The sequence below is a fragment of the Hyella patelloides LEGE 07179 genome, from assembly GCF_900659865.1.
GTDB classification, from domain to species: Bacteria; Cyanobacteriota; Cyanobacteriia; order Cyanobacteriales; family Xenococcaceae; genus Hyella; species Hyella patelloides.
The window spans coordinates 1-24,794 of the sequence record NZ_LR213855.1; the positions used below are offsets into that span (position 1 = coordinate 1).

21 protein-coding genes and 1 pseudogene are annotated in these 24,794 nt (G+C 36.6%); 12 read left to right on the forward strand and 10 right to left on the reverse strand.

Annotated elements, in window-relative coordinates; all coding sequences use genetic code 11:
* Window positions 1-137: 137 nt before the first annotated feature.
* Both H1P_RS15150 and H1P_RS15155 read left to right on the forward strand, forming a co-directional pair.
* A pseudogene (locus tag H1P_RS15150) lies at window positions 138-530 on the forward strand (helix-turn-helix domain-containing protein); the annotation flags it as partial.
* A gap of 51 nt (window positions 531-581) precedes the next feature.
* The gene (locus H1P_RS15155; protein WP_144868575.1) at window positions 582-1,109 is read left to right on the forward strand and encodes a transposase; all 528 of its coding nucleotides are present in this window, start codon (window positions 582-584) and stop codon (window positions 1,107-1,109) included.
* A gap of 254 nt (window positions 1,110-1,363) precedes the next feature.
* Here the strand turns inward: H1P_RS15155 and glnT are convergent, their stop codons facing one another.
* Window positions 1,364-2,674: a type III glutamate--ammonia ligase gene (gene glnT / locus H1P_RS15160; protein WP_144868577.1), complete on the reverse strand. Its 1,311-nt coding sequence runs from the start codon at window positions 2,672-2,674 to the stop codon at window positions 1,364-1,366.
* 205 nt (window positions 2,675-2,879) lie between these two features.
* Here glnT and H1P_RS15165 point away from each other — a divergent pair, with 205 nt between their 5' ends.
* The 3 genes from H1P_RS15165 (at window position 2,880) to H1P_RS36130 (ending at window position 5,939) form a co-directional block, all read left to right on the forward strand.
* A complete protein-coding gene (locus tag H1P_RS15165; RefSeq protein ID WP_144868579.1) occupies window positions 2,880-3,989 on the forward strand; it encodes an ATP-grasp domain-containing protein in 1,110 nt (369 codons plus the stop codon).
* Window positions 3,990-4,155: 166 nt separating this feature from the next.
* Window positions 4,156-5,715, forward strand: a complete 1,560-nt coding sequence (locus H1P_RS15170) for an AbgT family transporter (RefSeq protein WP_144868581.1) — start codon at window positions 4,156-4,158, stop codon at window positions 5,713-5,715.
* Between the two features lie 53 nt (window positions 5,716-5,768).
* The gene (locus H1P_RS36130) at window positions 5,769-5,939 is read left to right on the forward strand and encodes a hypothetical protein (protein WP_186375981.1); all 171 of its coding nucleotides are present in this window, start codon (window positions 5,769-5,771) and stop codon (window positions 5,937-5,939) included.
* 38 nt (window positions 5,940-5,977) lie between these two features.
* On the opposite strand, the gene H1P_RS15175 is transcribed toward H1P_RS36130, so the two are convergent.
* The 3 genes from H1P_RS15175 to H1P_RS15185 form a co-directional block, all read right to left on the reverse strand.
* Entirely contained in the window at window positions 5,978-7,219 is a 1,242-nt protein-coding gene (locus H1P_RS15175; protein ID WP_144868583.1) for a vWA domain-containing protein, read from the reverse strand.
* Window positions 7,220-7,574: 355 nt separating this feature from the next.
* Window positions 7,575-8,366, reverse strand: coding sequence for a glutathione S-transferase family protein (locus H1P_RS15180; protein WP_144868585.1), 792 nt, complete (start codon window positions 8,364-8,366; stop codon window positions 7,575-7,577).
* Between the two features lie 131 nt (window positions 8,367-8,497).
* On the reverse strand, window positions 8,498-8,821 hold the full coding sequence (locus H1P_RS15185) for a phasin family protein (RefSeq protein WP_144868587.1): 324 nt from the start codon (window positions 8,819-8,821) through the stop codon (window positions 8,498-8,500).
* A 92-nt stretch (window positions 8,822-8,913) separates the two neighbouring features.
* On the opposite strand from H1P_RS15185, the gene H1P_RS15190 reads away from it, so the two are divergent.
* Entirely contained in the window at window positions 8,914-9,219 is a 306-nt protein-coding gene (locus H1P_RS15190; RefSeq protein WP_144868589.1) for a TIGR03792 family protein, read from the forward strand.
* A gap of 136 nt (window positions 9,220-9,355) precedes the next feature.
* Complete coding sequence (locus H1P_RS15195) at window positions 9,356-9,715, forward strand: zinc ribbon domain-containing protein (protein ID WP_144868591.1); 360 nt, start codon at window positions 9,356-9,358, stop codon at window positions 9,713-9,715.
* Between the two features lie 78 nt (window positions 9,716-9,793).
* On the opposite strand, the gene H1P_RS15200 is transcribed toward H1P_RS15195, so the two are convergent.
* Together H1P_RS15200 and H1P_RS15205 are read right to left on the reverse strand one after the other, a co-directional pair.
* Window positions 9,794-10,243 (reverse strand): thioredoxin domain-containing protein, encoded by a 450-nt coding sequence (locus H1P_RS15200; RefSeq protein WP_144868593.1) that lies wholly within the window; start codon window positions 10,241-10,243, stop codon window positions 9,794-9,796.
* 246 nt (window positions 10,244-10,489) lie between these two features.
* The gene (locus tag H1P_RS15205) at window positions 10,490-11,194 is read right to left on the reverse strand and encodes a response regulator transcription factor (RefSeq protein WP_144868595.1); all 705 of its coding nucleotides are present in this window, start codon (window positions 11,192-11,194) and stop codon (window positions 10,490-10,492) included.
* A 160-nt stretch (window positions 11,195-11,354) separates the two neighbouring features.
* Between H1P_RS15205 and H1P_RS15210 the strand changes: the two genes are divergently transcribed.
* Window positions 11,355-13,472 carry a methyl-accepting chemotaxis protein gene (locus tag H1P_RS15210; protein ID WP_144868597.1) on the forward strand — a complete coding sequence of 706 codons (2,118 nt, stop codon included), beginning with the start codon at window positions 11,355-11,357 and terminating at the stop codon, window positions 13,470-13,472.
* Window positions 13,473-13,630: 158 nt separating this feature from the next.
* Here the strand turns inward: H1P_RS15210 and H1P_RS15215 are convergent, their stop codons facing one another.
* The 3 genes from H1P_RS15215 to H1P_RS15225 form a co-directional block, all read right to left on the reverse strand.
* On the reverse strand, window positions 13,631-14,035 hold the full coding sequence (locus H1P_RS15215) for an NIL domain-containing protein (protein WP_144868599.1): 405 nt from the start codon (window positions 14,033-14,035) through the stop codon (window positions 13,631-13,633).
* Between the two features lie 22 nt (window positions 14,036-14,057).
* On the reverse strand, window positions 14,058-14,687 hold the full coding sequence (locus H1P_RS15220; RefSeq protein WP_144868601.1) for a YdcF family protein: 630 nt from the start codon (window positions 14,685-14,687) through the stop codon (window positions 14,058-14,060).
* A gap of 179 nt (window positions 14,688-14,866) precedes the next feature.
* Complete coding sequence (locus H1P_RS15225) at window positions 14,867-16,210, reverse strand: UDP-N-acetylmuramoyl-tripeptide--D-alanyl-D-alanine ligase (protein WP_144868603.1); 1,344 nt, start codon at window positions 16,208-16,210, stop codon at window positions 14,867-14,869.
* A 256-nt stretch (window positions 16,211-16,466) separates the two neighbouring features.
* Here H1P_RS15225 and H1P_RS15230 point away from each other — a divergent pair, with 256 nt between their 5' ends.
* The gene (locus tag H1P_RS15230) at window positions 16,467-17,765 is read left to right on the forward strand and encodes a hypothetical protein (protein ID WP_144868606.1); all 1,299 of its coding nucleotides are present in this window, start codon (window positions 16,467-16,469) and stop codon (window positions 17,763-17,765) included.
* A 10-nt stretch (window positions 17,766-17,775) separates the two neighbouring features.
* On the forward strand, window positions 17,776-19,053 hold the full coding sequence (locus H1P_RS15235; RefSeq protein WP_144868608.1) for a hypothetical protein: 1,278 nt from the start codon (window positions 17,776-17,778) through the stop codon (window positions 19,051-19,053).
* A 1-nt stretch (window position 19,054) separates the two neighbouring features.
* Here the strand turns inward: H1P_RS15235 and H1P_RS15240 are convergent, their stop codons facing one another.
* Complete coding sequence (locus H1P_RS15240; RefSeq protein ID WP_144868610.1) at window positions 19,055-19,732, reverse strand: response regulator transcription factor; 678 nt, start codon at window positions 19,730-19,732, stop codon at window positions 19,055-19,057.
* Window positions 19,733-20,124: 392 nt separating this feature from the next.
* Between H1P_RS15240 and H1P_RS15245 the strand changes: the two genes are divergently transcribed.
* Both H1P_RS15245 and H1P_RS15250 read left to right on the forward strand, forming a co-directional pair.
* Window positions 20,125-21,216: a TIGR03032 family protein gene (locus tag H1P_RS15245; protein WP_246141715.1), complete on the forward strand. Its 1,092-nt coding sequence runs from the start codon at window positions 20,125-20,127 to the stop codon at window positions 21,214-21,216.
* Window positions 21,217-21,270: 54 nt separating this feature from the next.
* Window positions 21,271-24,567 (forward strand): HEAT repeat domain-containing protein, encoded by a 3,297-nt coding sequence (locus tag H1P_RS15250; protein WP_144868612.1) that lies wholly within the window; start codon window positions 21,271-21,273, stop codon window positions 24,565-24,567.
* Window positions 24,568-24,794 lie beyond the last annotated feature (227 nt).

Sequence of the window (24,794 nt, forward strand, 5' to 3'; positions counted from 1 at the left end):
TTTTAGGCGAAGAGAAACAAAATATATTCAAGTATTGAATCCTCGCTCCTTCGCCTCAGAGGTAAAACGACTGACATCACGACTTCAGATTTCTGACTTCGTGAAATCAAGCAAGCTCTGTACCTTACAGAACTCGCAATCGAGCGCAAATGCTCAAGTTGAATGCTCAAGGTAAAAATGTGCCAGAAATTGCTCAGATATTTAATTGTCACGAACATACAGTCAGAGCGACAATAAAACGCTGGGAGAAGAAAGGGCTAGTAGGATTGTGGTCAGCTTCAGGGCGAGGAGCAAAACAGAAATGGAAAGCAGAAGACCTTGAATATATAGAGGCTTGTATCAAGGAAGAAAAACGAACCTACAATAGCGTTCAGTTAGTCGAGAAACTTCAACAAGAGCGAGGTGTCAATCTAAGTAGCGATCGCTTAAGACGAATACTAAAAAAAAAAGATATCGTTGGAAAAGAACTAGACATAGCAATAGAAAAAAGCAGAATCAACAACTCAAACAGATTAAGAAAGCCGATCTAGCTATGCTAAAAATGGCAGCAGTTGAAGGTTATATAGACTTAAAATATTTAGATGAAGCAGGATGAGCGTTTGTGGAGTCCAGTTAGCTATAGCTACAGCCAAATCGGTCAGCAAAAAGTGATGGAACAAACTCGAAAACAATATGGTTCGAGGATTAGCATTTTAGGCTTATGGCAAGCAGGAGAAATTTTTGAGTATGGTCTTGTTCAAGGAGGCTTCAAAGGAAAAAGCTATATCAAAGTGATGGATTGGATAGCTCAAAAAGCAGCATCTAACCTTCAAGAAACAGGAAAACTTACAGTTATTGTCCAAGATAACAGTCCGATCCACAAAAGCCAGGAAGTTCGCGCCTCTTGGTCAGATTGGGCAGAGCCAGGATTGTTGTTGTTTTTCTTACCTCCCTATTGTCCTGACATGAACGATATTGAAACACAATGGCATCAACTCAAAAGCCATGAAATTGCAGGACAGATGTTTGATAATGAATATGATTTAGCCATGACTGTCATACAAGGAATGAAAAATCGTGCTGAAATAGGTAATTGTCAGATAGAGCGTTTTATATTTAATTCCACCTAGCTACTTATCAGCTTAAATCCATTATTTATTACTCATTAACTACTCTCAGAGAAAACAGACATCACGAGCTTTGGAGGAAACCTCCAAAGACGTGCCCTCACTTTTTCGTGCCGACCCTAGCTAGTGCGCGAGAATTGGTATAAGGGGAATCAACCTCGATCGAACATTACTTATTCTCACAGGAGATCGCCTTATCCGAGAATTATCAATCGTTTCTAGCTATTTTTCTTTGCTCGGACTTTTCTGCTCATTTCTTAACAGTCAAGAGTGCGATCTAATTCCCAATTGGTAATGGAATTACTATAATCATTCCATTGTTGATATTTTAATTTTAAGTAAGAAGCAACAAAAGATTTACCAAAAGCTTCCGCAAACACTTCATTTGATTCTAAACAGCGTAAAGCATCTAATAAATTAGCGGGAAGACGTTTAACCTTATCTGATGGTAAAGGATCGGTGTAGCTGTTGTTATCATAACGATCGCCTGGATCTATTTGAAGATCGATACCGTGTAATCCTGTTGCAATCATGGCTGCGGGAAGTAAATAAGGATTGGCTGCACCATCAGCAAGACGTAATTCAAATCTTCCTGCATCGGGAATCCGAATCATGTGGGTGCGATTATTACCACTATAGCTAATAGTATTGGGCGACCAAGTTGCGCCTGATAAAGTACTAGGAGAATTAATGCGCTTGTAAGAGTTGATAGCAGGATTGGTAAAAGCACACAAAGCGGAAGCTGAATTTAGTACACCACCAATAAATTGATAAGCTAAGGTGGAAAGCTCTGATTCTCCCTCGACATCTTCTGGTAAAAATAAATTAGTTTTACCCAAACTATCCCACACAGAGATATGAGCATGACAGCCATTCCCAGTGAGGTTAGCAAAAGGCTTAGGCATAAAGGTAGCGCGAAAACCATGTTTTTCAGCAATGCTTTTCACCATATACTTAAAAAAAGCATGACGATCTGCGGTAACCAAAGCATCACTATAATTCCAGTTCATTTCAAACTGTCCGTTAGCATCCTCATGATCGTTTTGGTAAGGCTTCCACCCCATAGACAACATTCCATCGCAGATTTCACTCACCACATCATAACGACGCATCAATGCCTGTTGATCGTAGCAGGGTTTAACCACGCGATCGCGACTATCCGAAATTTGATGCTCCTTACCCGATAACAAAAAATATTCACATTCAACGCCTGTTTTAATGGTGTATCCTCGTTTAGAGGCTTCTTTAAGCATTCGTTTGAGTACCAACCTAGGAGTCTGCATTATTGGCTCTCCGTCAACTCCATAGAGATCGGCTGGCATCCAGGCAACATCTGGTTGCCAAGGCAGTTGAAATAAACTATTGGCATCGGGTATTGCCAACATATCAGGATCGGCGGGAGTCATATCTAACCAAGCAGCAAATCCTGCAAAACCAGCCCCATTTTCCGCCATCTCATCAATACTTTGAGCAGGAACAAGTTTCGCCCTCTGTACCCCAAATAAATCGGTAAAAGAGATCAGGAAGTAACGAATTCCGCGATCGCGAGCAATTTCTGATAGCAACATGGTAATGGGCAGTATCTCATATAACTAAACCATAGTAGAAGCCAACTACAATTGACATTTGTAACTAGAAATACGGTTTAGAATTTAATCAAATTTTGTAAACACCATCGATCAAATTAGTAAATTGTTTATTTAGCTACAGTTGAAAATACCTATTTAGGTCAATTTGAAGAAATAACATCACAATTTTGACTTCGAGATAAAAATGAGTGGGAAAAAAATTTTTAATCACGACATCATGCACTGTACCAGTGATGCTGTAATTGGCAACTACCTATATTCTGGTAGGGTATTAGGCATGACCGAACCTGACGATCTGATTCAGATCTATCCTGACTTAAAATCCCAATGGACATCAATTACCGATCACTATCGCAATATTGGTTTAAGCCACTCTCATAATCCGATTTGGGATGTCTCGTTTCAGCAATTGAAAAAATATCCAGACTACGAGCCATCAGTATATATTTTTGGTGACGCTCTTCACGAAGATAGTGAAGATGAAGATTGGTTTCGCGAGCGCAATCAAGAATGGCAAAATGTGGTTGAGTTTATCAACTCCAAAAACAATTTTATTCATTTGGCAAAAGAGTTAAATGTTCATGTTCCTCTAACTTTTTGTGCTGATAATGGAACACAACTTCCACAAAATTACAGCGATCTTCCCTATCCTTGCTATCTCAAACCTGCGGTTTCAGTAGATGGTGCGGGTATTTTTCGCTGCGAAAACCCAGAGGAACTACATGAAGCACTAAGTAAGTTAGAAGATGGTATACCTCTACAGTTACAGCAAGAAGTAACTGCTTATAAGTTTCTTAATCTACAATACCAAGTCAAAAATAAAAATGTTGAACCTTTAGCTGCTACAGAACAAGTATTAGATGGTTTTTCTCACCAAGGTAATCGTTATCCTACAGCTTATGAACCTTGGGAATTAGTCGAGCCAATGGCGCAATGGATGGCGGAAAAAGGGATGAAAGGGATTTTTGCTTTTGATGTGGCGGTAGTCAAAAAAGAAAACGATATCGACTACTTTGCTATTGAGTGCAATCCTCGCTTTAATGGAGCTTCTTATCCTACGGGAATCGCTCAAAAATTAAACATCAAAAGTTGGTCTAGCGACAATTTTGTCACCAAATATCGTTCCCTAGATGATATCGATCTTAGCGGTCTAGAATACGAGCGCAGCACTGATACAGGGGTAATTTTATATAACTGGGGCAGTATACTTGTTGGCAGATTAGGATTCCTTCTTATAGGTTCGGTGGAGCAACAAGACGAATTTAGAAAACAGCTTAAACAAAGACTTGAGTAATCAAGACCTCAAAGTAAGTATGAATGATGAATAATGAATTATGAAGCTTTTGAACTGTGAATTATGAAGTAGATGCAATTTATTATTTCATCGTTTTTCGTTTATTCTTATTGCTTTTAAAATCTGATTCGTTCATCGTTTATCCTTATTTACTTTAATCGCTAATATGAAATCTTCGGAAAAAAAATCTCCGCCACAAAATAAAGAATCTCTATCACATAAAAAACCATCTTTCTTAGACAAAGCTTTAGGCTTTGTCGAAACTGTTGGTAATAAATTACCAGATCCTATTACACTATTTTTCCTGCTATCTGTAGCTATTGTAATTATTAGTGGTGTCGTAGGCTCGGCTAATCTCTCAGTAGAACATCCTGGTACGGGAGAAGTTGTTGCAGCAGTCTCATTACTAACTCCTGATGGTATCCGTCAGATAGTTACAGAAGCAGTCAATAACTTTGTTGAATTTCCTCCTTTAGGAACAGTTTTAGTAGCCATGTTAGGTGTGGGAGTAGCAGAATCGACGGGATTGCTATCTGCGCTGTTACGTCAAGGAGTACTTGTAGCCCCTGCTGCAATTATCTCTCCTGTGATAGTTTTTGCAGGGGTAATATCCAACGTTGCTAGTGATGCTGGTTATGTAGTTTTAACTCCTTTGGGGGCTTTAGTATTTCTCGCTTTTGGTCGTCATCCCATAGCTGGGTTAGCTGCTGCTTTTGCTGGAGTTTCTGGAGGTTACAGTGCTAATTTACTGATTGGAACTCTCGAACCTCTACTCGCTGGAATTACCCAGGGTTCAGCACAGTTAATTAATCCAGACTATACAGTCAATTCTGCTGCCAACTATTATTTTATGGCAGCTTCCACCTTTTTAATTACTCTCATCGGTTGGTACATCACAGACAAAATCGTCGAACCTCGCCTGGGTAATTTTCAAGGAGAAAAGAATGTCGAAATTGAACGTTTGAGTGCAGCAGAAACCAAAGGCTTAAAGTGGGCGGGATTTTCTTTTCTAGGGTTATTGGCTTTTTTCATGGTGATGTTGTTACCTCCCCAAGGCATTCTAAGAGAGCCAGAAACTTTTACTATTATTCCCTCTCCTTTTTTAACAGGTATTGTCCCGATTATTATGTTGGCTTTCTTGATTCCTGGTATTGTCTATGGTGTAGTCACTGGAACAATTAAAAGTGACAAAGACATTTCTCAAGCTTTGGGTGATTCCATGAGCGGTATGGGATACTATATGGCTTTATCTTTTTTTGCTGCTCAATTTGTTGCTTATTTTGGCTGGACTAATCTGGGATTAATTCTAGCTGTCAAAGGAGCAGAATTATTAGAAACAACAGGATTTACGGGCATTCCTTTGCTGATATCTTTTATCTTAGTCAGTGCTTTTATTAATCTCTTTATTGGTTCGGCTTCAGCCAAGTGGAATATTATGGCTCCTGTGTTTGTGCCAATGCTAATGTTAATCGGCTACTCACCAGAATTTACGCAATTAGCCTATCGCATTGGTGATTCGACTACTAATATTATTACCCCATTGATGACTTATTTCCCTATAATTGTTGCCTTTGGTAGTAAATATGATAAAAATCTGGGTATTGGTACTTTAATCGCTACTATGTTGCCTTACTCCATTGCTTTTCTCTTAGGTTGGACAATCTTTTTTATTATCTGGTTTGTATTTGGTATTCCTTTAGGCCCAGGAGCCTATATTAGAATTTAGAGGCTGCATCATCCATCGGTCAATCTTTGTTATCTCAAGGAAAATGCTACAATTTGCCCAAGAAAAAACGGAGACGAGAAGTGCCAAAACGCGATCTCGGCTCGGCAGAGCCGTTGCACGATCGCTCTAAGGGTTTGGTAATTCAAGCGCAACGGCGACTAAAAGAGGTAGCTCTTGACTTTGGTAGTGTGGCGAACATTACCCACTCTCCAATTTTGGCTTGATATGCATTTATTTAACTAGTATAATTGTATTACTTTTTTTAGGCTTTGATAATAGTTTTGGAAGCTAATCTAGTCTTTTTCTTTTCTCCTTCTGAAAGTTCTTCTCCTACTTGTAAGCGAGTCGCGCTTTGCTGTAAAACAGTTGCTCCAGCATCATCACCCAACTGTAAAGCAGTTTTAGCTGCGGTTTGTAGCATAGTAACTGCTCCTGCGGTATCTCCTGATTGCAGCTTGGCTTCCGCAATTTGAGTTTGACGGTACTTAGCGAGGGTGAGAACTGATTTTTTAACTTGCAAGTTAGTTTCGGGTTGATAATGGGTACTAGCTTTTACTTCAATGGGAATAATGTCGGAATGTATATTCTCTTTCCCCGCAGCAGGAGCATCATAAGCTACTTGTATTGCAGCTATTTGATGTTGTCCTGGGGATAGTTGACCAATGTAGAGATTGATTAGTATCGTACGTTCACGATCGGTCATAATGTCCCCTAAACGAACGGTAAAGTAGTTACCATCTGGAACCACGGTTAACTCAATTGTTTCTGGAGATACTTGAGCAATGGGCTTGAGTTCAGCTAATCTCACTCCAGGCATTAATTCTAAAGTTAAACGAGCATCAGTTAAACCCACAGATTGCAAACGAGTGAATAACTGTTCAAATTCGGTAATGGCTTTTTTTGGTTGTTCGATGTATGCTAATGCTCCTGTTGCAGAGTCGGCAATTTGCTCCAAGACATCTTGATTCCAATTTTCTCCAAAGCCTAAAGTATTAATGGTAATTTTGTATTCTGAGGCTAGTCTAGCCAATTTCAAACAGCGTTTATTATCGCCGTGTTCGTTTTCCCCATCAGTGAGTAGGAAGATATGGGATACTGCGTTACGTTTTCCTGCGGAAATTTCTTTGATTCCTAGCTTTAAACCCTCATCAATGGATGTTCCTCCATCTGCTTTTAAGAGATTAATCTGTTGCTTAATATGAATAATATCCCCTACTGGTTGATTAGTAACGATCGCTTTTGCTTTATGATTAAATGCTATTATGGATAAGCGATCGCCTGGGTGTAATTTTTCAATAATAGAAATGGCTGCTTGTTTGACTGTTTCTAGAGGTTCATTTGTCATTGAGCCACTACAGTCTAAAATCAGACAAAGATTGAGAGGTAAACTTTGTTCTTGCCTATCTGCGATCGCAGAAATATCTAACGTTAATTGACGCTGAGTATTTCTACTACTACTATCAACACAATTATCACTCAAACAAGATTTTATATTGACTTTCATTTTTTTGTACACAAGATTATGCTAACTAATTCAAGGAGTAGGGAATAGGCAATGGAGAATTGGGAGTAGTAATTTGTTCCCTCATCCCTCATCCCTCATCCCTGTCTTGGTCAGCGTTCGGTAAGTCCGCGACTGCGAGAGAAACCCGCGCAGTTTAAGTCGGACGCTTGCACCCAAAACGACGGGCATAAACCCCCAAATGCGATGGGGATAAATACGAAGATGCGACGGGTATAAACGCCTGACGGCGTCTATCACGGATACCGCTCCCGCCTTAGGACTCGGCTTCGCCGTCGCGCGACCGAAGGAAGTCCGTGATTGGCATAACGCGGGGTCTGACCGCCATCCCTCATCCTTACTCAATAGATATAGTTGTAGGGGCAGAATTACCAGTAGTAGGAGTGCTAGAACCCTTACGATATTCTGTATAAAGAAGATCGCGCCAAGCAAAAAAGGTATCAAAAGAACTATTGTCGGCTAAACCAGGAATTCCTTTGCCTTTGAGACTGGAAGGAATATCCAGATAAGAGCCTTCAGGAAATTTCAAGAAAATACTTAAACCAGCCACAGTTAAATCTGCCAGATTAGGAGTGTTTCCTGTTAAATATGGTTGCTTTTCTAAAATTAAGCACAAAGCTTCTAAATCTTGCTTTAAGCCTTTATTCGCTTCTTTAACTGCTTCCCTGCCAAAACCAACACCAGTACCTAAAACGTCTAATAATTGCCCAGGAATAGCACCCACAAGGCTTTTTAAGACATCAGGAGTTTGTTGAGGTAGAAAAGCTGTCCGCAAACTTTGGTTTTGATTTAATGCACCAATAAACGCTTTGCGTTCTTTTAAACCAATAGATTCATCAGCCCATTCTTCTATTAATAAGCATTGTCCTCTTGCTAAAGGGTCTTCTGGTAAAATAGGCTTCTCTGGATACTTACGATCTAAATAAAAAGCAATTTCTGTAGAATCAGCAATGTAAGTACTACCATCTTTTAAAACTGGTACTTGTCTACTGCCAGATTTTTGTAAGAGTTCTACTTGTCCAACGCCTGGAGTAACTTCAATTTTGCGATATTCAAGTCCTTTGTAATCGAGAATTAAACGTACTTTTTCTGAGTATTGGGATAGTTCAAATTGATATAACTCCAGCATTGACTCTCCTTGAGATATTGAATATAAAGCTGACAATGGTTACTGTAGCTAATTTATACCTTAGTATTGTTAGGGATGAATTGGTGAACTGCTACTTAAATTACAAATATTTTTAAATTATTAATAAAAGATTAACGCCAAGATTTATTCTCTAAATCCCTGATTTGACGCTCTAATCTATCGATGCGTCCTCTCAATTCATCCATTTCTGCTTGACGGGGAACACCCAAATCCTGAAGGACATTTTTCATTTGTCGTTCCATATTTTTTTGAAAATTATCAGAATCAGAATTAAACTGATCCATGACATCATCAACAAACTCTTTTGCTCCTTCAGAATCTAATTTGCCATCTTTAACTAGCTGTTCGCTGGCTTCCTTAATTTTTTCGGCTACCAGAGAAGTTGTGCCGATACCCATCATGAGTAGTTGTTTAAGCCAGTCATTATTATTCATGTTTCGTACCTCGATTTTACTTTGAATATACTCTACATCCTAGAATAGCTACTATGAAAATGAAGCTAAGTTACTTTATTACTTAATTAATTATGGTTATTGAATGGTTGGGTTTTCGTGTCGAACCCAAACTACGAGAAAAATTTATTGAAGAAGACGAAAAAATTTGGACTCCTGTATTAGCTGATGCTGATGGGTTTTTGGGTAAAGAAATTTGGATTGCTCCTGGACAGAGCGATCGCGTTTTTTTGATAATTCGTTGGCAAACCCGCGAACAGTGGAAAGCAGTACCAATGGAACTTTTGGTAGAAACAGAAGCTAAGTTTATGTCTGCGATGGGTAAAGGTAGCTATGAAATGCTCGAATCTAAAGAATATCAAATACGGAAATTTCCCTAATTTAAGGGAACTAGGGATAAAGGATGAAGGATAAGGAATGAGAACCAAGAGAACAAGTAAAAACCACTGTACAGACTTCTTATTTCGCGTCTCTAACCGCTAACCACCAACCACCAACAACTAACGACGAACAAAAATGAACTGTCCTAAATGCGATCGCCGTATTGATTCTCAAGCCATCAAATGTCCTCACTGTAATAATCTTCTCAAAGGTTTCGGACATCCAGGAATTCCTTTGTATCAAGCAGAAACGGGAACTTATTTATGCGATCGCTGTTACTATCACCAAGATGATAGCTGTAACTATCCCCAACGTCCCTATGCTGAGACTTGCACCATGTTTCATGATGCCAATGAACCTCTAATAGCAGAAACCCCCAAGTTTAAGTATCCTGCGGGTTTGGCGGGGTTTAAATTATGGTGTAGCCGTAATCGAAGTTTGTTGATAATATTTAGTTTAATTTTAGTTAGTCTCGTCTTGGTAGCGATGGGATAAACCAAAAATGGCGTTGCACCCGTTATGGGATGGTAGAGCAAAAGTAGCAACGCCCAAAAAATAATTAACAACCGATCGTTAATTATCAATCAATTGCTCAAATGTTTGTGCCAAAATACGTTGAGGTACTTGACCAATAAAGCTTTCTACTTTATGTTCCTCTGCATCGAGAAAATTATATTGAGGAATACCTGTAACCTTGTATTTTTGTCCTAAATCATCCCATTGCGGATCGTCGATATCTAACATAACTAAATTAATGCGATCGCCATATTGAGCTTCTAATTGTTCAATTGTGCTGGACATACCCTGACAAGTAGTACACCAATCGGCATAAAATTCTAAAAGGGTGGGTTTGCCATTAGTAACTGCATCTTCGTAGGGAGTAGCATTTTTGGCTAAATTCTTGAGAGCGATCAAACCAGATAAAGGAGAACCCCCTAAAGCTTCAGCAGGAGAAGAAATTAATAGGTTAATAGCTAAAGTAAAAACGATTGCTAGGGAAATAAAAATTTTTTTTAAATTCATGAGACACCTTTGCTTAATTGAGTTGAGTAAAAAGATTACAGAAATATCCTAACTAAAAAGTTTGGTATTTAATCAACACAAAAAAGCTATCAAAACAAAAAAAGCCAGGTGATGAGCCTGACCCAAGGATGATGTACCCAATAAAATCTAGCAGGTGTGAGGGCTAGTCATTGGAATGATGCTTGTATTATTGTGGAGCATTTAGGTAACGAGAAAGTTAAGAGCAATTTAAAAATTGTTAGCTAATTAATCTTTGTCGTCTTCAAATTTATAACCCACTCCCACTACAGTTTTAATAAATGTCGGATTAGTCGTATCTGGTTCAATTTTTTTACGTAATCTTCTAATATGAGTATCAACTACTCTTTCATCACCAAAAAAGTCATTACCCCACAATTTGTCAATTAACTGACTACGACTCCATACACGCCCAGGATAGCTGATAAAGGTAGCTAAAAGATTGAATTCTAAAGTAGTTAAATCAAGAGTCTTGGTATCTCCATTATTAAAAGTCGCTATACGCCGATCTAAATCTACTGTAAAGTGTTTCGTCTGATGTGTTTGTGTGGTTTGTCCCCCATGACGTAAACTACGGCGCAATAAGGCTCTTACTCTAGCGACTAATTCTCTGGGACTAAAAGGCTTTACTAAATAGTCATCTGCACCAGTAGAAAGCCCAATTACCCGATCTATTTCTTCTCCTCTAGCAGTCAACATCAAGATATAGGGATCTTTTATATTACTCTGCTGACGTACACGAGTACAGACTTCTAAGCCGTCTAAACCAGGAAGCATTAAATCCAGAATGATGAGGTCGGGAGGTTGTTGAGCAAACATTTCCAGAGCTTTTAAACCATTATTGGCAATCTGACAGGTAAAGCTCTCTCTTGTTAAGGTTTGCTTAATTAATTGGGCAATTTCTAGCTCATCTTCCACGATTAAAATTTTCATATTAAATCTAATTGCAAGAATCGAACGACTGAGATCGATATCCCTTTGTAGAGTTTGATGATCTTTTTGGGCAGTATAAGGACAGACAATAACTACTTATAATTATTTTTGATTGATTACGCCACAACCATAATTGGGTTGCAGTAATTTAATTTGGGCTATGAAATTACCATTATCTCAGAGTTTACGCTTTCGTTTTCCTTTATACGTTATTTTAGGTGTAGTATCTCCTGTTTTAGTGGGTATCACCTTGGCTGGTTCTCTCGCTAGCAATACGATCGCATCAAATACAGAAGACACCTTAAGATTAGAAGCTAAATCTTTGAAAAATGCGGTGGAGCAATGGATACAAATGAATGTTCTAGCCGTACAAAACTTGAGTAAACAGCCAGATATTGCCAGTCTTAATCCTCAACAACAAACCAAATTTTTAAAAGCAATTACAAATAGTTATCCACACATTTACACGGCTAGTATTATTAATGCAGATGGTAATGGTATCGCTCGTAGTGATGGCAAGGCATTAGACAATTATAGCGATCGCGCTTGGTTTAAAGAGGCTCAAGCTGGTAACGATATTGCTTATCAATCTCTAATTAGTAGTACCAGCAAAAAACCAGCAGTTTGTTTTGCAGCACCAATTCGTCAGGTTAAATCAGTCATTGCGATCGCCAATATCTGTAATAATTTAACTCAAGTTATCGAGCAAGTAGGAGCTACCACTATTGGTAATACGGGCTATGCTTTGGTAGTGGATCGATTGGGTCAAGTAATTGCTCATCCAGATGTGGCAATGATTTCAGGAGATAGCTTAGTTAACCTTAGTAGTTTTCCTCCCGTGCAAAATCTATTAGCTGGTAATCAAAGCGATTTCACGTTTCAAGATGATACTGGAAAGACATGGATATCTCAAGGAAAACGCCTTGACAATGGTTGGGGTGTTATTGTCTTACAAGAAACAGCAGAAGCTAATACTCCCGCTAAAAAACTACAACAACTTGATATTTTGATTGGTTTACTGACTATTGTTTTTGCTGGCGGTATTACTTGGTTATTAGTAAGTCGTTTGATCGAACCTCTACAAAAAATGACTCAAGTTGCTAATCAAATGTCTCAGGGAAACTTAGAACAGAAAATTCTGATTACTAGCCAAGATGAGTTAGGTATTTTAGCCAATTCTCTGAACACGATGGCAAAACAGTTGCAAGAAGCTTTTACGCAGTTGGAAACTCAGTATGAAGATCGTGCTGCACAATTACTAGACAGTCAAAAACTATCAAAAGAAAAACAGCTACAGCAAAGAATTCAATCTTTACAACAAGAAATTGCACCAGTTAGCCAAGGAGATTTAACCGCTCGCGCTGTGGTGACAGAAGATGAAATCGGCGCGGTAGCCAATTCTTATAACCAGACTTTAGAGAATCTCAGTCAGATTATTCTACAAGTACAAGATGTAACTAAAACTGTAGCTAGTACCACTAATCGTAACGAAGAAGAAGTTACTCAACTTTCTGCTGATGCACTACAACAAACTCAAGAAATTGCTTCTGTTTTAGACCAAGTACAGAAAATGGCGCAATCGATGAGATTAGTGGCTAATAATGCTGCTAAAGCTGAAGACAGCATCAAACAAGCTCAAGAAAAAGTGCAAAAAGGAGATTCGGCGATTAATGCCACAGTAGAGCGAATTGTTTCTTTAGGGGAATCTACAACTATTGCTAAAGAACAAGTTCAAAAACTGGGTAAGGCTTCCCATAAAATTTCTAAAGCAGTGGATCTAATTCGTAAAATTGCTTTGCAAACTAACGTTTTAGCGGTTAATGCTTCTATTGAAGCTGCTCGTGCTGGTGAGGAAGGAATGGGTTTTACAGTAGTTGCCGATGAAGTACAATCTTTGGCTGCACGCTCGGCAAAAACCGCCAGCGATATTGAAAAACTAGTATTAGAAATTCAAGGTGAAACCCAAAAAACAATCAAAGTAATGGAGCAAAATAGTCAAGAAATTATGGTGGGTAGCAAGTTAATGAAAGAAACTCGTCTTTCTTTGCAACAGATTACTGAAGCAAGTTCCGAAATCGACCTGTTAATTGAAGATATTACCAAAGTTGCTACGGAACAATCAGAGAATAGTCAAACTGTAACTGCTACTATGGAAGAAGTTGCTGCGATCGCAAATAAAACTTCTGTTTCTGCTACTGATGTTTCTACTTCTTTTAAAGAGTTACTACAAGTATCAGAACAATTAGAGGCAAGTATTAATCAGTTTAAGGTCAAGTAATTTGGATAATGGGTAATGGGTAATAGGTAAATCATGAAGAAAAAAAAGAAAAACTATCAGCGTAAAGATGTTTATTATTGGATATTCTCTGGCATATTTGCCTTATTATTATTTACCTACAGTCAGTTCATTAACTGATTACTAGTAACTGTTAACTATTAAATGTTTGTCGTAATAGCTTCTACAGGACAACTAGGGACACATTGCTCGCAAACAATACAACGGTTTCTAGCAAATTTGAGGTGAAAAGATTGAGGATCTAAGGTTAAAGCTTGAGTCGGACAAACCCCCGTACACAAACCACATTCTACACAAAGATTTTCATCAATAATAATTTCGCCATTAGCAGAAGAAATTTCAATTTCTAAATTTCGCATCCATTCAATTGCTGCGTCAATAGCATCAATATCTCCTTGTAATTCTACTGCTAACTTTCCTACGCGATCTGGAGCTACTTGGGCGCGAATAATATTAGCTGCAATATTAAAATCTTTAGCTAAACGATAGGTAATCGGAAACTGAACTGTAGAACGAGGAAAGGTTAAAGTTAGTCGTTTTTTCATGATGTTTATGACTATTTTTAAGTTAAATTTTTACTATGTTTTCTGCTTTTAAACTAGCTCCTGTATATCCTGTAGTTATCCAGATAAAAGCTCTTATGGTGTCTCGCATAATTCTGAATGAAGATTCGCGAGGGCGATCTTCAGGAACACTAATAGGACTAAAAGCAATTCCTTTACTACCTAAAACTACTGTCGCAATGGCAGAAGCTCTAGATATATGATAATCAGAAGTAACTAGATAAATGTGTTTAATTTTGTGTTGCTGAAAGTCTTTAACTAAAGTAGTAAAGTTAGTCACGGTATCTGTAGCGCGACGATCTAAATAAACTCTATTGAGATCGATCCCTGCATCACGAAAAATTTGACGAGAAATTGTATCATCTGCCCCAGAAGAGAGCCAAATAGGAATGTTGGGATATAAGTGGGCAAACTGGGCAGTAAAGAGTTCTCTTTTATGACTACCACCAAGAATTAAAATAGCTTGGGGTTGAGGATTTTGCTTGCTAGCGATCGCCATTTTCAAGGGAATACTAATCAAAAAACTCCCTATAAAACCAAGTAATAGCAAGCAAATAAACGTATGTTTTTTAATAGTAATAATTTTCAAAGTATAATCACTTATTACTTGATAGCAAGTTAGAATGTCACGCATTTATAGATGATTTATTGTTGATATTTTAGCAAGTGCTACTCCTTATTTACAATTTGCCCATTCTTGTCGAAAAACATAAATCAAATTAAGCATCAAGTATTAATAATTAATTACTTAACTTATTTATTGACTTTTAGCTATGAGTATTAAAAAACATAAAAGCAACTATTAACAACTAACTATTTTAATTGTTCTACTACTTGATTTAAACCAACAGAGTTAGAGGCTTTAAAGAGAATACGATCGCCTTTTTTCATGACTTCTTGTAATCTTAAAGCTAATTGTTGGCGATCTGTAAAACATTCGGCATTAACGCCTACTGCTCCTTTAATTATTTCTTCGGTTGCTGGCTCATCTGCTAGCACAAATAGTAAATTAATCTTTAAGTTTTTTACTGTTTCTCCTATTCTATAATGCAATTTAGCTGCATAGTTTCCTAGTTCTTTCATTGTTCCGAGTACGGCAATATGTCTTGTGCCAGGGGTTTCTTTGAGCATTTTTAAGGCAGCTTGCATCGATTCTAAACCAGCATTATAGGTTTCATCAAGCAGTAAAATATCGTTATACAATTGGTAGCGTCGCGCCCTTCCTTGGGGTAATTCCACAGTTAAACCTGCTTTGAGGAATGCTAAATCAATATCTAATATTTGAGCAACTGCGATCGCTGCTAAATAGTTACTGGCATTATGTATTCCTAATAAGGGTAAGGGATAGCTTTCCTTTTCTATTTGTAGCGTCTGGGTGTTCACTAATTGTCCTTGAATATCGCCTCCTTCTAAACCATAGGTAATCGTTTTGCCTTGCCATACCTCGGCTGCGGTGGTTATCAGTAGAGGGTTGTCGTGGTTAAGGATAGCAGTACTATTTTGAGGCATTGTAGCCAGTAATTCACACTTAGCATCGGCGATCGCTTTTTCTGAGCCTAATCTACCAATATGTGCTGTGCCAACATTAGTAATAACGCCAATAGTTGGTTGGGCAATCTCTGTTAACAGCGCAATCTCTCCTTTACCACGCATTGCCATCTCGATAACGGCATAATCATGTTCTGAGGTTATTTCTAAAAGGGTTTTGGGTACGCCGATTTCATTGTTATAGTTTTTCTGGGTTTTTAAGACTTTTCCCTGTGTACCTAATACGGCAGCTATTAATTCTTTTGTACTGGTTTTACCGACTGAACCTGTAATACCAATAATGGGAATTGAAACGCGATCGCGCCACCAACGAGCTATTTGCTGATAAGCTTTCAGAGTATCTTTAACGATAAATTGGGGAATTGTAGTGGTTAGAGATAATTCGCGACTGATAATAATAGCGATCGCTTTTCGCTCTATGGCAGTAGTTACAAAATCATGCCCATCAAATTTTTCCCCTACCAATGCTAAAAAGATTTCTTCCGATTGCAGATGACGAGTATCTGTGTTGATTCCTTGAGCTATTTTTGTCTCATCATTAGCAATTATTTTAGTAAGATTATCGACAAAAATTTTAGGTAATTCTACGAGAGGAATTGCTACAGTCATAGTTGAAAATACGGAGAAATATGATTCAGGAAACAAAGGAGCGATTCTTTCTATTTAATTATAAGGAAAAATAAGGATTTTGATTCTAAATTTTAGCAAGTAAATTAAGTAATTTTACTATTTGCTAGAGTTTAAAATATTGATTTAAAATTAAATTTATAAATTATAATATAACTATAAAATAAATATATATTGATATTTTTTATTATCAAAAGTATACTAATTTTTCCATTCTATTACTGAGGAAACGCGAATAATGTTAGATAGAGGTCAATTTGATTATGATCGTTTCTCCATTGAAGAAAAGGAAAAAATACTTTATGACAGTATTTGGCAATGGTTACAAAGAGACTCTTCTGAGCTTATTATAGAAAAATTTCGCTATTTATTCATCAAAGGTAATGGCTGTAACTGTCCTCAAGCTCGTGCTGCACTAGAGGCTATTGTCAATTCAGAAAATGCTCAGCAAGACTTTACTTTTGTTTTTAATCGTTGTTGTCATCTAATTATTAATGAATGGCAAACTAATCCTCGCTTAAGAATTAAAATTCCTTTATTAGTCAATCAAATTGATTTAGCTTTACCTCCTGGATCTACTCAATCTCGTACTACTCGTAAGCTCAGAAATTTAATTATTATTTTTAAAGGAAGCGAACAATATTTAAAATTAAAACGGCTTGGTAACTTAATCGAGCAAAGTCGAGAAAATAGCCATATTTATAAACAACAAACGGTAGGAAAATTAATTCAAAGATATCCTTATTTACATCAACAATGTTTATTAGGAGAAGATAGTAGCTATGAGTTTACCCAAACAATTACTAATATTCAAAAAGGAATTCAACACCGCTATGAATTAGATTTATCTCGTTATATTACCTACCGAGTACGATTGGTTGAGATAGTTCGTAAATATAAAGCTAATAAACAAACCAAAATTCCTAAAAAAATTATTCAGCCAGTTAAAAATCCTACATTATTAAGCGATCGTCAATTAGATCGAGGGTTACGCCAATATTTGGGAGTAATTGAAAATGGCTATACTCATCATAGTTTAGCTTTAAAATTTCGTGATAATTTTGTGCATATTAATTCTCACAAAGAATTGAAACAAAGTCTCTATAACTATTTAATTTTAGGACTAAATTGTGATTATAGTCGAGAGGTATTAAATCCTAAATTATTTAACTATCTAGATAGTATTTTACCCGATATCCACGCCAACAAAGTAGATGAATTTACCTTGCTGAGAACTTGTTCTTTGCTACTAAAATTTTTAGTAGTTGACAGTATTTATAATATGAACCACTATCTTTTTGTAGATATGATTGCTCATATAGGAGAAATTAAAGTAATTGGATTACTTTTAAAAATAGTGTTGTTGTGCGATAAAGCAAAGCCTTATCTAGAACAAAGATTTGCTATTTTGTTTTCTCATTATGAATCTTTTATTCAAGACGGTGTGCCGTGGCTAATTAATTCTTTGGAAAATCTACAATTAGCTTTGAGTGTCCACTTGGGAAAAGTAGATCTTTCATTAGTAAAAATTATTTAACAGTTATATTGTGATTAAAAATCAAAAAAATTCATCTTGCAACACTGTTAATCCAGAAAAAATTATTTATGAGTATTTGCGAGATTATTTAAAAACTCATACGGTAGAAGAATCTATTTTAGAATATCGTTGTATTTTCTTAGAAGGGACATCTCAAAATGTTTTAGTGAGAAATATAATGGAAGATATTATCTGTTCTAAGATTAAACAAGAAAAGTTTTTTTTTATTTTAAACTATTGTTTCTATATTGCCATCAACTATTGGCTGCGAAATAATGAAAATGAGGAATACATAATACAATTAACTCAGTTATTCGATCGAGTTGATTATACTTCTACCTATTACAGTCGTCGTAAAAGAAAGCTTTTATCTTTAACTCAAAAATTTGTTAATTCAAAGCATCATCAAAAAATCAAGAGAATAGCCCTAATTCTAGATTATAAACCTTTAATTGAAACTGATAATAACACTTTAGTTGATAATTTATTATCTCGTTATACTTATTTATATAAACCTCTTTTAATAGGAAAAGAGAACATTACGGAATTAACTGACTTAATTCACGATTTACAAGTAACCCGTACTAAGTCTTTTGAACTTCAACTAGCTCAACATATCATTTATCGTACTAGATTGATTGAAGTTGCCAAAGCTCAACAATTTTCTCATGGAGCAGGTAAAATCATTAGAAGAAGTCCTAACCCAACATTGCTTTCTAATCAAGACTTAAGAGTAGTACTCAAACAATATATAAAAAAAATAGATAAAAAAATTACACTTTATCAGCTATCTCGCAAATTTGTTGTCAATAATAAGCGAGATTTATCTTATCGAGAGTTTAAACGCAATTTATATTTTTATTTAACTTTTAATATTAAACCAACAAATCCTAACTATAATTTTGAAAAAAAGTTATGGAACTTACTTGATAGTATTTATTATCAATCAGATACACTACTTATTAATAACAATCTCACCTTAAGAACTTTTCGTAAGTTATATCAACATTTAATTATTAGCAATTCTGACAAAAAGAAGCATGATTTATTAATTAAACTAATTTCTAATTTAGGTACTGCTCAAACAGTAATGCTCTTAATTAAAATAGTTTTAATTTGTCCCCATGTAAAAACAGATTTAGAACAAAGATTAGCTCAACTATATAGTTGTTACGAAGGTAAGAGTTTAGAAGATGTCCCTTGGATGGTTAAATTTCTCGAACATTTTTTAATCGCTTTTAGTATTTATTTTGGTAAGATAGACATCTCTCTAGCAAAAGCAATGTAAGTTATTCTTTTAACACATAACCAACACCACGAACAGTTTTTATCAGTCGTGATTCTCGATCTGATTCTAATTTTAAGCGTAGGTAACGCACATAAACTTCAATAATATTAGAATCTCCCATAAAATCATATCCCCAGACTCTTTCTAAAATTTGATCGCGAGTTAAAACCTGTCTTGGATGGGAAATCAAATATTCTAATAAATCAAATTCTTTAGCGGTTAATTCAATTGAACGATTATTACGATAGACTTCTCTGGTAGAACGATTTAAAGTTAGATCGGCAAATTGAAGTACAGTAGCATCTTCTTCTTCTTGATTACGGCGCAAATTAGCCCGAACTCTGGCCAATAATTCTTCGATACTAAATGGTTTAATCAGATAATCATCTGCTCCAGCATCTAAACCGGCAACGCGATCGCTTACTTCGTCTTTAGCTGTTAACATAATAACTGGTACTTTATCTCCTGTTTGACGCAAACGACGGCAAATTTCGACTCCAGAAATACCAGGTAACATCCAATCAAGTAAGATTAGGTGAGGGTTTGATTCTCTAGCTGTGGCTAAACCGCTTAATCCATCATGGACAACAGTAACTTTATAGTCTTCATACTCTAATTCTAGCTTGATAAATTTAGCTAATTTCTCTTCATCTTCAACAATTAATATATGGTTTTTCATTGGTAATAGAACAAGGATAAATAAATGTGGCTCATTTTCAAGTATGAAATCAATATTATTAGCTATTAGCTGTTAGTTATTAGCTAATGCTACCATTAATCAACAAATAGAAAGTAACACATTTATTTTAAACATATCCTGATTCAGTAACGCCAAATAATGAATTAATTTGTAACAAAATCTGATTTGCTCAAACTACCAGCATTATTATCCATAGTAGTACGCTAACTAGTTATGACAGACAAGCTATTGGCTTCTTTAGTAGCGATTAGCAATTATAAAGTAGCAAGTTTTGATTGAATAGCTTCGTAGTTAAACAACTAAAATTATTGATTAGCTCAATATTTGCGCATCATAATCTATTTCATATTTAATAAAGCAAAACTACTTTAATGATTCAAGGCAACAACCAAAACAATGAACCGATGAGGAGTGTTCATACCAGCAACTTTCCTCAAATATTAAAGCAACTAAAAATTTCTGTGGTTATATCTACTTATCAAGCAGGAAAAGTAATTGTACTTCGAGAAGATGGCGAACACATTAATACTCACTTTCGGATTTACAATAAACCGATGGGAATAGCTGCTAATCGAGAACGCATTGCTATTGGTTGCGCTTCACAAATTTGGGAACTTCATAATATACCCGCAGTTGCTTCTAAAATAGAGCCATTGGGAAGACACGATGCTTGTTATATTCCTCGAAATGCTCATATTACAGGAGATATTGATATTCATGAAATGTCATGGGGAGAAACTGATTTATGGTTTGTCAATACTCGTTTTTCTTGTCTTTGTACCCTAAATATCAAGTATAGCTTCGTTCCTCGTTGGCGACCTTCTTTTGTAACGGCTTTAACTCCAGAGGACAGATGTCATCTTAATGGTTTGGCAATGGTTAATGAGCGACCCAAATATGTTACAGCATTGGGTCAAACAAATACTATGGGAGGTTGGCGCAGGAATAAAGCTACTGGTGGTATTTTAATGGATGTGGACACCGAAGAAATTATTACTACTGGTTTATCAATGCCTCATTCTCCTCGTTGGTATGATAATCGCTTGTGGATATTGGAATCGGGCAATGGTTCTTTAGCAACAATTAATTCAGCTTCAGGAAAACTAGAAACTGTAACTACATTACCAGGTTTTACCCGTGGTATTGATTTTTATGGCTCTCTGGCTTTTATTGGCTTGTCTCAAGTGAGAGAAACAGCAGTATTTAGTGGCATTCCTCTCACAGAAAGACTAAAAGAAAGAATTTGCGGAATTTGGGTAGTCAATATTCTTACTGGAAAAACTATTGCTTTTTTGCGTTTTGAAGATGCAGTACAAGAAATTTTTGCAGTTCAAGTTTTACCGAATATATCTTTTCCTGAAATTATTGATTGGGATGAGAAGTTGATTGCTAGTTCTTATGTGTTACCAGATGAAGCTTTAGCCGATGTTCCTCAAGATAGGTTGTCAATTGAGGAATTATGATATCGTTCGAGAAAGATAAATCAACTCATTTCATTCTTTACTTAACTGCTTATAATGTTGAATCGCAATAATACTGCAAAACTAATCAACTCTTTAGAGAATTTAACTCATAGCGATCGCATTTTACAAGTAATTGAGTTGGGAAAGCAAGCTAAAACCGACCCTAATGCAGCTACTATTATTGATGAACTGCAAGCTGGTAATCATTACGAAAGAATGTTGGCAATGCATTCTTGTTATGGGAGTTATGACGGGGAAAGAGTTTTAACAGCAATCAGGGATAGTTCTCGTAGTGTTCGTAAGAAAGCGGTTAATTTAATTAGTGTTGTGGGTAGTGATACTCAAGTTTTATCTGCGCTGGAAATTAGTGGTTACAAGCAGCGTCGTCAGTTATTTATTTTCTTAAAAAAAAGAAATCGTCAGCAGGTTATAGATAGTTTTATTGGTAAATTAATCGAGCAAAAAGATCGAGAACTAGCTTTATATTTAGTTTATGGTTCACCTGAAATTGTTAATCTTTATTTGGATACCTTATTAGACCGTACAGGAGCAAATGATTGGCGAAATTTGGTGAAGCTACACCCAACAATTGCAGTTACTATTTTACAAAGATATGGTCGAAAAACATCTCAAGGTATAAGTTGGCAGTTTGTCTTTGCTTTTAATGATAATATTGCAATATTATCTGAATTAGCTCCAGATAGTGCTTTAGAGTTGCTCAAAAGTTTAATAGATCATCGTTCTTTTATTCATCTTAATTTTCAGAAGTTAATCTATTATCGTCCTGTGGAAGTAGCGAGGTTAGTTACCCAATTAGATAGTAAAAGAAAATTTGGTCGCTATACTATCAATTTTAATTCTGTAGCTCATAAATTACCTCAAGATATCTTAATCAACTTAATTGAAAATCGATTACATTTAATTGACCAATTCAGTACTTGGCTGCCAAAGCTAAAACCAGAACAACGTATTGCTATCTATGAATATTGTTATCGAGGTTGGCGAGATCGAGATGGTTATTTAAGTATCGATCTAGTTAAATTGTTTCCCCAAACAATCAGGGAAAAAGAAGCGAGATATCATCTTAATTTATCGGCAATAGCAACTCGTTGTACCCAACGTATTCCCTATGCTGCTTTTTTACCTTGGTCAGAAACTTGCCAGGTAGTAAAACCCTATCTGCAAAATCCCGATGCTAGTTTGAGAATTTTAGCTCTCAAAACTCTAATTGATACTGTTAGGTATAATCGCAATCAATTACCAGAATTACTGCAAATTATACAGCAACGCAGTAACGAACAAGACCCAGTAAGAAATGCCATGCTTAAAGGGTTAGCCAATCTACCTCATAGTATCTGGCAACAGAAACATCTTACAGGTTTAGCGGAAATATTAACCGATGCTTTAACTGCTGCGGATTTAAGTGATGCAACGGCAAAAGAAGCTCAACGAATTGTGATTAATATTTTACCTTTTCATGCTCAATGGTCGGCTCAATGGTTGTCTGAGTTGGTAAAAGCTAGAGGAAAGATAAGTTTTTTCAATTTAGAAGATCGTCTTAACAATAGTCAAGTTCAACAACTCGCACCGATACTATTACCTGTATTCAAATCTTGGGAAACCAGAGAAAGAGAATGGAATCTGATTGAAGCTGCTGCTAGTTTTGGTAAGCGGTTACAAGTTTTTGATGGTTTGGTAGATATTTTAGAGAGAATATTATTCGATACTCGCGACAAGTGGAATGCTACTAGGATACTCAGTATCTTAGACAATTATAGACGCGATCGCTTACAATTCCTAATTCCTCAATTACTCCAACAGGATAAGAGTTGGTTTACTCAGTCTGTGGTTAATCAATATCTGCATAACTTTCGACAAGACTTATTAACTCCATTTTTGGGACAAACTGCTTATAGAGGTAAATTTAGTACGGGGAAAACTCGTTTTGTACCCTACTTTTACAGAGGCTTCAGTCGTTGGACATTCAAACAACAAACTATTTTTGCTAAATCTCTCGATGAGTTAACTAGAGATGGAAAAAGAGACACCCCCGCAGTGTGGAATGCTATCGAACAACTGTCATTATTACCCGCTATTGAACCGACAAGACTAACTCAATTAGCCAGTATCAAAAATCCCCAACAAGCAGTGAGAGATCGTGCAATAAGGGCTTTATCCAGCTTGGATGGCGGACAGGGAGTACCTATTTTACTCGAAGCATTAGATGATGCAAGGGCGAGAATTGCCATATATGCTTTACGTACTTGCTTGATGGAAATGCCTGTAGAACGTGCTGTATCCATTTTACAAAATGCTTCCTGGGAAAAAATTACCGTTGCCAAAGAGATTGTGCGCCTGTTAGGGGATTTACCATCAGAAACAGCATACCAGGAGTTATTGGCTTGGAACGAACGAGATTTACATCGGGATGTCAAAATTGCTTTACTCAGAGCCTTGTGGGAACATCTAGAAAAAGAGCGAACCTGGGAAGTATTAGAACAAGCAGCAACATCTGGTGATGAAGCAATTGCCACAATGATAGCCAGAACACCCAGTCATTCCAGATTTCATGGGCTATCAGATAAAGCACAAGCCAAATTAATCTCTTTGCTCGTAAATCTCTTAAAACGTTCCGAACCTACTTTAAGAGTTGCTGTTTTACGACGCTGTTATCAACTACCCGTTACAGATACCAAGGGTGCTTTATTACCTCAGTTGCTCAATTCCCTAAACTCGGTTTACCCTGATGAAGTTGCCGATGCTGCTAATGCAGTGTTTGCCACTTATGGAGATGCCGAACTTATTTCTGAAGCAATCCAACAAATCATACCCAACCGTCGCAGTTTACATATTGCGATCGCGCAGCGACTCGCCTACGGCGAGACCGCAAATCTGCAAAATAGATTACACTGGTATGGTAGAGAATTTTTACCCCTTCTCAGAGCCATCTTATCAGTAATGGCGATCGATCCTCTGACGGCTTCTTTACGAATTCAGCTAGCTATTGCATCTCTTCCTTGGAAGGAAGTAGGACAATTTTTAATTGAGTTAAGTAATAAGGGTGAGTTACACGCTGATGCTTTGACTACCGCTATAAATGCTATTGCGACAGTGAACCGACGCGGTGATTTAGTCAACATTGACGAGCTAGAAACTATTTTGAATAACAGTGAAGACGAAAAGTTACGTCGTATTGCTTTATCTGCTTTAATCGCACAAGCTAACACTATTTTGGGTTGGAATCAAGCAAGGATAGATAGATTACTCTCTTATCGCCAAGATAATTCTATTTTAGTAGCTGCTGCTGCACAGTTTACCTTTCCCCCAAATGAAATTATGAGCGATAATTAATCAAAAGAAGCCAGAGAATTTATTCTCTGTCTAATATTCTTAATTACTGTGCCAGAAGTTATATTACGATCGCCAAAGCAGTAAGCACACACTTAAGCATTCGGATGTAGCAGTCGATCACTCTGAGTATCTACCTAGATTATCTGATAAGTTACTCCAGCTAATTAGACATTAAACATTGCTCGATCGCGGTAAATCTAGCTTCTTAGTTTCTATTTTAAGTTTTT

Excerpts from the sequence above, each read along its gene's own strand:
- H1P_RS15155 (WP_144868575.1), top strand. The coding sequence starts at position 582 with ATGAAGCAGGATGAGCGTTTGTGGAGTCCAGTTAGCTATAGCTACAGC.
- glnT (WP_144868577.1), bottom strand. The coding sequence starts at position 2,674 with ATGTTGCTATCAGAAATTGCTCGCGATCGCGGAATTCGTTACTTCCTG.
- H1P_RS15165 (WP_144868579.1), top strand. The coding sequence starts at position 2,880 with ATGAGTGGGAAAAAAATTTTTAATCACGACATCATGCACTGTACCAGT.
- H1P_RS15170 (WP_144868581.1), top strand. The coding sequence starts at position 4,156 with ATGAAATCTTCGGAAAAAAAATCTCCGCCACAAAATAAAGAATCTCTA.
- H1P_RS15175 (WP_144868583.1), bottom strand. The coding sequence starts at position 7,219 with ATGAAAGTCAATATAAAATCTTGTTTGAGTGATAATTGTGTTGATAGT.
- H1P_RS15180 (WP_144868585.1), bottom strand. The coding sequence starts at position 8,366 with ATGCTGGAGTTATATCAATTTGAACTATCCCAATACTCAGAAAAAGTA.
- H1P_RS15185 (WP_144868587.1), bottom strand. The coding sequence starts at position 8,821 with ATGAATAATAATGACTGGCTTAAACAACTACTCATGATGGGTATCGGC.
- H1P_RS15190 (WP_144868589.1), top strand. The coding sequence starts at position 8,914 with ATGGTTATTGAATGGTTGGGTTTTCGTGTCGAACCCAAACTACGAGAA.
- H1P_RS15195 (WP_144868591.1), top strand. The coding sequence starts at position 9,356 with ATGAACTGTCCTAAATGCGATCGCCGTATTGATTCTCAAGCCATCAAA.
- H1P_RS15200 (WP_144868593.1), bottom strand. The coding sequence starts at position 10,243 with ATGAATTTAAAAAAAATTTTTATTTCCCTAGCAATCGTTTTTACTTTA.
- H1P_RS15205 (WP_144868595.1), bottom strand. The coding sequence starts at position 11,194 with ATGAAAATTTTAATCGTGGAAGATGAGCTAGAAATTGCCCAATTAATT.
- H1P_RS15210 (WP_144868597.1), top strand. The coding sequence starts at position 11,355 with ATGAAATTACCATTATCTCAGAGTTTACGCTTTCGTTTTCCTTTATAC.
- H1P_RS15215 (WP_144868599.1), bottom strand. The coding sequence starts at position 14,035 with ATGAAAAAACGACTAACTTTAACCTTTCCTCGTTCTACAGTTCAGTTT.
- H1P_RS15220 (WP_144868601.1), bottom strand. The coding sequence starts at position 14,687 with ATGCGTGACATTCTAACTTGCTATCAAGTAATAAGTGATTATACTTTG.
- H1P_RS15225 (WP_144868603.1), bottom strand. The coding sequence starts at position 16,210 with ATGACTGTAGCAATTCCTCTCGTAGAATTACCTAAAATTTTTGTCGAT.
- H1P_RS15230 (WP_144868606.1), top strand. The coding sequence starts at position 16,467 with ATGTTAGATAGAGGTCAATTTGATTATGATCGTTTCTCCATTGAAGAA.
- H1P_RS15240 (WP_144868610.1), bottom strand. The coding sequence starts at position 19,732 with ATGAAAAACCATATATTAATTGTTGAAGATGAAGAGAAATTAGCTAAA.
- H1P_RS15245 (WP_246141715.1), top strand. The coding sequence starts at position 20,125 with ATGATTCAAGGCAACAACCAAAACAATGAACCGATGAGGAGTGTTCAT.
- H1P_RS15250 (WP_144868612.1), top strand. The coding sequence starts at position 21,271 with ATGTTGAATCGCAATAATACTGCAAAACTAATCAACTCTTTAGAGAAT.